This window comes from Candidatus Binatia bacterium (assembly GCA_023150935.1).
Lineage (GTDB): Bacteria > Desulfobacterota > Binatia > HRBIN30 > HRBIN30 > JAKLJW01.
In genome coordinates, this window is record JAKLJW010000148.1 from 342 (window position 1) to 594 (window position 253).

The window sequence follows — 253 nt, forward strand, 5'->3', positions numbered from 1 at the left end:
GCCGTCGGCGGGCGTGCGGAAGTAGCCCGAGGCGTCGCCCCACCCGGCGATCCGGTCGACCACGCGGCCGATCAGCTGCTTCACGCTGTGCTCGCGGTCGGGCGAGCCGACGTGGCCGCGGAAGTACTTCGAGACCACGACGTTCGTGGCGAGCGCCGACCAGGCGGCGGGCACCTCGACGTCGTTCTGCTCGAAGAGGGTCTCACCGCGCTCGTTGGCGATGCGGGCGGAGCGCAGCTCCCACGCGACGCGA

Annotated in this window: 1 protein-coding gene; it reads right to left on the minus strand. The window is 72.7% G+C overall.

Annotated elements, in window-relative coordinates; all coding sequences use genetic code 11:
* The coding region (locus L6Q96_23435; protein ID MCK6557501.1) for a hypothetical protein at positions 1-253 on the minus strand (253 nt) is incomplete at both ends.